Source organism: Candidatus Cardinium hertigii (genome assembly GCF_003788695.1).
In genome coordinates, this window is record NZ_RARA01000027.1 from 168,182 (window position 1) to 172,875 (window position 4,694).

Consider the following 4,694-nt stretch of genomic DNA (forward strand, 5'->3'; position numbering starts at 1 on the left):
TCTGACGTAACGTTAGGGGGAAGATCAGCAGTACGGCGTTTACCGCATTGAGGCCGTTGCAATAGACAATTAAATTTAATCATAAATAATCCACTTTCCCCTCATTGAAAAAATGGTTAACTTAACATGAGTTTTCGGTGTTTATTTTTTTAGAATTATTACTAATGTATAGTTATGGCAATCCAAACAAGTGGTCAATTAAGTTTAGCAGATATTTCAGCAAGTAAACGTAAATGTAAACATACCTTTTTTGATCAAATCACTAAAATAATTGATTGGTCAACAATTGAAAAAGAACTTCGCATTTATTATGCTAAAGGCCTACGCTTATCTGGCAAACCTGCCTATAGTCCCCTACTTTTATTTAAAATGCTTTTACTTCAGACATGGTATGGACTGAGTGACTATCAAGTAGAAGAAGAAGTAAACGACCGTATAACTTTTAGTCTANTGCTATCCTTTGAAAATGGATGCAAGGGGATGGTATTAAACCTAGAAGAGCATATGGTAGGTGCGGTTGTATTAGGAAATGCTACTGCCATTAAAGAGGGAGATACGGTTACCCGAACTAAGCGTGTGGCCGCCATACAAGTAGGTGAGGGGCTGTTAGGGCGTGTAATAGATACGCTTGGAGACGCAATAGATGGCCATGGTCCTATCCTTGGAGAACGTTTTGAGATGCCCCTAGAGCGAAATGCCCCTGGTGTAATCTACCGACAACCAGTGGATACACCGCTCCAAACAGGGTTTAAAGCTATTGATGCAATGATACCTATTGGCAAAGGTCAGCGCGAACTTATTATTGGTGATAGGCAATCTGGTAAAACATCGATTGCAATAGATACTATTCTGAATCAACGTAAGTTATTTGAACAGGGCAAGCCTGTCTACTGTATTTATGTAGCCATTGGGCAAAAAGCATCTTCTATAGCCAATGTAGTAGAAACATTAACGCGATATGGTGCTATGGACTACACCACTATTGTAGCAGCGCCCTCTGCGGCCTCTGCTCCTATGCAATCTTTTGCTCCTTTTGCAGGCGCTGCTATTGGTGAATTTTTTAGAGATACCGGCCGAGATGCACTGGTTATTTATGATGATCTTTCTAAACAAGCTATTGCCTATAGGGAAATATCGCTTTTGTTGCGTAGATCACCTGGTCGAGAAGCGTTCCCTGGGGATATCTTTTTTTTACATGCTCGTCTACTGGAACGTGCGGCACGCATTATTGGCAATGATGATATAGCCCGTTCCATGAACGATATTCCCGATTCCTTAAAGATAAAAGTTAAGGGAGGCGGCTCCCTTACGGCATTGCCCATTATAGAAACACAAATGGAGGATGTATCTGCCTATATCCCCACTAATGTTATTTCGATTACGGATGGACAAATATTTCTGGAAATGAACTTATTTAATGCAGGCATCAAACCCGCTATTAATGTCGGTATTTCTGTATCTCGCATCGGGGGTGCTGCTCAAATTAAAGCCATCAAAAAAGTAGCAGGTAGCTTAAAACTAGATCAAGCACAATTTTCTGAATTGGAAACTTTTGCTAAGTTTAGTTCTGATTTAGAGGCTACTACTAAAAGAGCAATCGACCGTGGTCGAAAAAATCAAGCATTACTCAAGCAGGACTTGCATGCGCCTATGCCCATAGAGGAGCAAGTTGCTATTTTATATATAGCTATGAATGGATATTTGGATAAAATCCATCTTAATCAGGTTAAAATATTTGAAAAACAATTTTTAGAATTGCTCTCTACGCAATACCATACTGCATTGACAAGCATTGCAGAGGGACAATGGAATAACCAAATTATTCAGGTACTGATAGAAGTAGCCAAAAGCCTTCTGACAAAATATCCACAAAGTTAATGCAGTAAAAAAGGCAAGGCGTGTTTTTTATAATCTTGCATTATTGTACTATTGCTAGGTACGAACGTGAACGAATACACTAACTATGGCATCTCTTAAAGAAGTAGTAAATCGCATAAACCTTATAGCGTTTACCCAAAAAATTACCAAAGCGATGAAAATGATATCTGCTTGCAAATTGCATAAGGCGCAACAAGCCTTGATACCTCTACAGGAATATGCAACGCAATATAACATGCTGTTAGAAGCTGTACTACAAGGCATGAATAGCAGTAAATTATCCCATCCTTTAATAACAAAAAAAATAGATCAGCCTCAAAATCTATTATGCATAGTCGTTACTTCTAGTCGCGGGTTATGTGGAGCATTTAATAAAAATATACTCAAAGAGGTCAGCCAACACCTAGCAACCATACAGGAGACGCAAGCTGCCACCATCGAAATACTGGTCGTGGGAAAAAAAGCCTATCAATTTTTTAAAAAATCTCATTTACCTATTATAGATAGCTATGTTGATCTGCTGGACAAATCTAATCTCCAAGGGAGTGCTAAACTCACTACCTATTGTATAGAAGCATTTGAGAAAAATTATTATACTGAAATTAAATTAGCTTATACTACCTTTACAAATGCCTTTAAACAAGAAGTAACTATTGTTCCCTTTTTGCCTTTTTTACCTAAACAAGAAGAGCCTTTTAAACAATCGCTTCTTGTGCCGTTACACTATATTTATGAGCCCTCTCCCCAATTGCTGTTAGAAAAGCTTGTTCCTCATATACTCCAGCATAAAATAATGGGTATGCTGGTTGCATCTAGTGCAAGCGAACATGCAGCCAGAATGGCTACTATGAGCCAGGCAACTGATAATGCAGAGGAGCTTTTAAAAATGCTACGAATCAGCTATAATAGAACTAGACAGGCCATTATCACAAACGCATTAGCGGAAATCACTAGTGGTGCCAAAGCGTTAACAGAAATGTAAAAAAATTAATTTTATTTTGATACTAAAACAGATATGAAACATATCTGTTTATTTGTGTGGCTGTAATTATTGATGTATTTCGTGCTTGTACTACAGCTGCTTATATATTAAGTCATAATCCAAAAATTTACATATTGGCCAATAAAAGCGGTACCATTGAGCGTTTAATATCTAATTTTCAGAATCCTTTATTAGTAGGAAAGCCTGAAAAAGGCGTAAATGTAGCCTACCATATTCCTAATTCCCCAACGCGCACAGAAGAGGTTATGGTATCCGGTCGCTACGTGCTACACAGAACAGCAGCAGGCGCAAACGGAATGATGCTGGCTGGTTCATCAGATATATTACTTGCTGCTGGTTTTATGAATGCATCTGCTACTGCTCGATACATTAAGAATATGAAAAATGTGGAGGTCATAATAATACCTATGGGTCATGAGGGAATAAGACCTTCTTTAGAGGATAATCTCTGTGCTACCTATCTTAAAGAGCTGATTGGCGGAAAAAAACCAAAGATAGATACCTTTATACCTATTCTTCAAAAAGGTGCTGGGAAATATTTTTTTTCTACAGACCAGTACCAATACCCTGAAGCAGATTTTTTTCGTTGCCTAGAAATAGATCGCTTTAATTTTGTTATTAAAGCGAATGTTATAGAGGATTATGCTATATTAACGCGTATACATTAATGTTCTTAACGATACGAGGCCGTTGCAATAGACAATTAAATTTAATCATAAATAATCCACTTTCCCCTCATTGAAAAAATGGTTAATTTAACATGAGTTTTCGGTGTTTAATTTTTTAGAATTATTACTAATGTATAGTTATGGCAGTGATCTTTATACGGTATTAGCCTCAGTAGCCGGCTTACCTGCTATTTCCTTACCAAATGGGGTAGATCAAAAGAATTTACCAATTGGTATCCAAATTATTGGCAGCTATTTTGAGGAAGAAAAGTTGCTTACTTTTGCCCGTTATTTTGAGTCAATGCATATATAAAACATTACCATGCCTATAAAGCGGCTGCATATTTGTACCATACGTAACACGTAACATTAGCCATTTATTTATATTTTATTATTGTATGCAAATTCCCATTATTAATCGATCACACCATCCATTACCTACTCATGCTACAGTAGGGGCTAGTGGCATGGATTTACGTGCCTTTACAGATGAGCCTATTGTGTTGGATCCCTGGCACAGGGTATTGATTGATACAGGGCTTTCGATTGCTTTACCAAAGGGGTATGAGGCTCAAGTACGGTCACGTAGTGGATTGGCATTAAAGTTTGGTGTGGCTGTTTTAAATAGCCCTGGGACGATTGACGCAGATTATAGAGGGGAAATAAAAATATTGCTTATTAACTTATCTTTTCAACCCTTTATGGTGCAGGATGGGGCAAGAATAGCACAGCTGATAATAGCAAAATATGAGCCGATCTCTTGGCAAGTGGTATCTGTTCTTGATGAAACGGCGAGGGGAGAGGCAGGGCATGGAAGTACTGGACAGATTTAACGTATCCGTTCACTCAATGGCGTCAACTTAAGGGAATTCATGATTAGCAGACCCTCCTAAAGACATGATGCCGTTTAGGTTTATCCACCTTGTCACGACTATATAATCGCCCGGGTCGGATTTTTACTTTAGCTCGTATGCACACTCTATCAAAGAGTTTCTGAAAGCTTTTAGTTGAGCACTTCCCAATCAGCACTTGATGCATTTTTTGACGCATCACACCAAACAAAACTGAAAAATTCAAACGATACTCATTTATTTGCTCTGGTTTCCAGGGACCTTGAGCATCACACATATGCAGTGCCAATAAAT

The 4,694-nt window shown here is 38.2% G+C and carries 5 protein-coding genes and 2 pseudogenes; 6 read left to right on the top strand and 1 reads right to left on the bottom strand.

The window, feature by feature from the left end; translation table 11 throughout:
- Nucleotides 1–174: 174 nt before the first annotated feature.
- The 6 genes and pseudogenes from EDM02_RS06170 to dut form a co-directional block, all read left to right on the top strand.
- Nucleotides 175–450, top strand: a pseudogene (locus EDM02_RS06170) (transposase); the annotation flags it as partial.
- Nucleotides 451–1,878: a F0F1 ATP synthase subunit alpha gene (atpA, locus tag EDM02_RS05240; RefSeq protein ID WP_420886345.1), complete on the top strand. Its 1,428-nt coding sequence runs from the start codon at nt 451–453 to the stop codon at nt 1,876–1,878. It begins immediately after the preceding pseudogene.
- 85 nt (nt 1,879–1,963) lie between these two features.
- Nucleotides 1,964–2,860 carry an ATP synthase F1 subunit gamma gene (gene atpG, locus EDM02_RS05245; RefSeq protein WP_123663116.1) on the top strand — a complete coding sequence of 299 codons (897 nt, stop codon included), beginning with the start codon at nt 1,964–1,966 and terminating at the stop codon, nt 2,858–2,860.
- Between the two features lie 56 nt (nt 2,861–2,916).
- The gene (locus tag EDM02_RS05250; protein ID WP_184891125.1) at nt 2,917–3,549 is read left to right on the top strand and encodes a 2-phosphosulfolactate phosphatase; all 633 of its coding nucleotides are present in this window, start codon (nt 2,917–2,919) and stop codon (nt 3,547–3,549) included.
- 130 nt (nt 3,550–3,679) lie between these two features.
- On the top strand, nt 3,680–3,862 hold the full coding sequence (locus EDM02_RS05255; RefSeq protein ID WP_260215061.1) for an amidase family protein: 183 nt from the start codon (nt 3,680–3,682) through the stop codon (nt 3,860–3,862).
- Nucleotides 3,863–3,947: 85 nt separating this feature from the next.
- Nucleotides 3,948–4,382, top strand: a complete 435-nt coding sequence (dut, locus tag EDM02_RS05260; protein WP_123663666.1) for a dUTP diphosphatase — start codon at nt 3,948–3,950, stop codon at nt 4,380–4,382.
- Between the two features lie 43 nt (nt 4,383–4,425).
- Here dut and EDM02_RS05265 read toward each other — a convergent pair.
- Nucleotides 4,426–4,694 (bottom strand): annotated as a pseudogene (locus tag EDM02_RS05265) (IS4-like element ISWosp8 family transposase); the annotation flags it as partial.

Bases quoted from the DNA above. Each gene is read 5' to 3' on its own strand.
- atpG (WP_123663116.1), top strand. From the start codon at position 1,964: ATGGCATCTCTTAAAGAAGTAGTAAATCGCATAAACCTTATAGCGTTT.
- dut (WP_123663666.1), top strand. From the start codon at position 3,948: ATGCAAATTCCCATTATTAATCGATCACACCATCCATTACCTACTCAT.
- EDM02_RS05255 (WP_260215061.1), top strand. From the start codon at position 3,680: ATGTATAGTTATGGCAGTGATCTTTATACGGTATTAGCCTCAGTAGCC.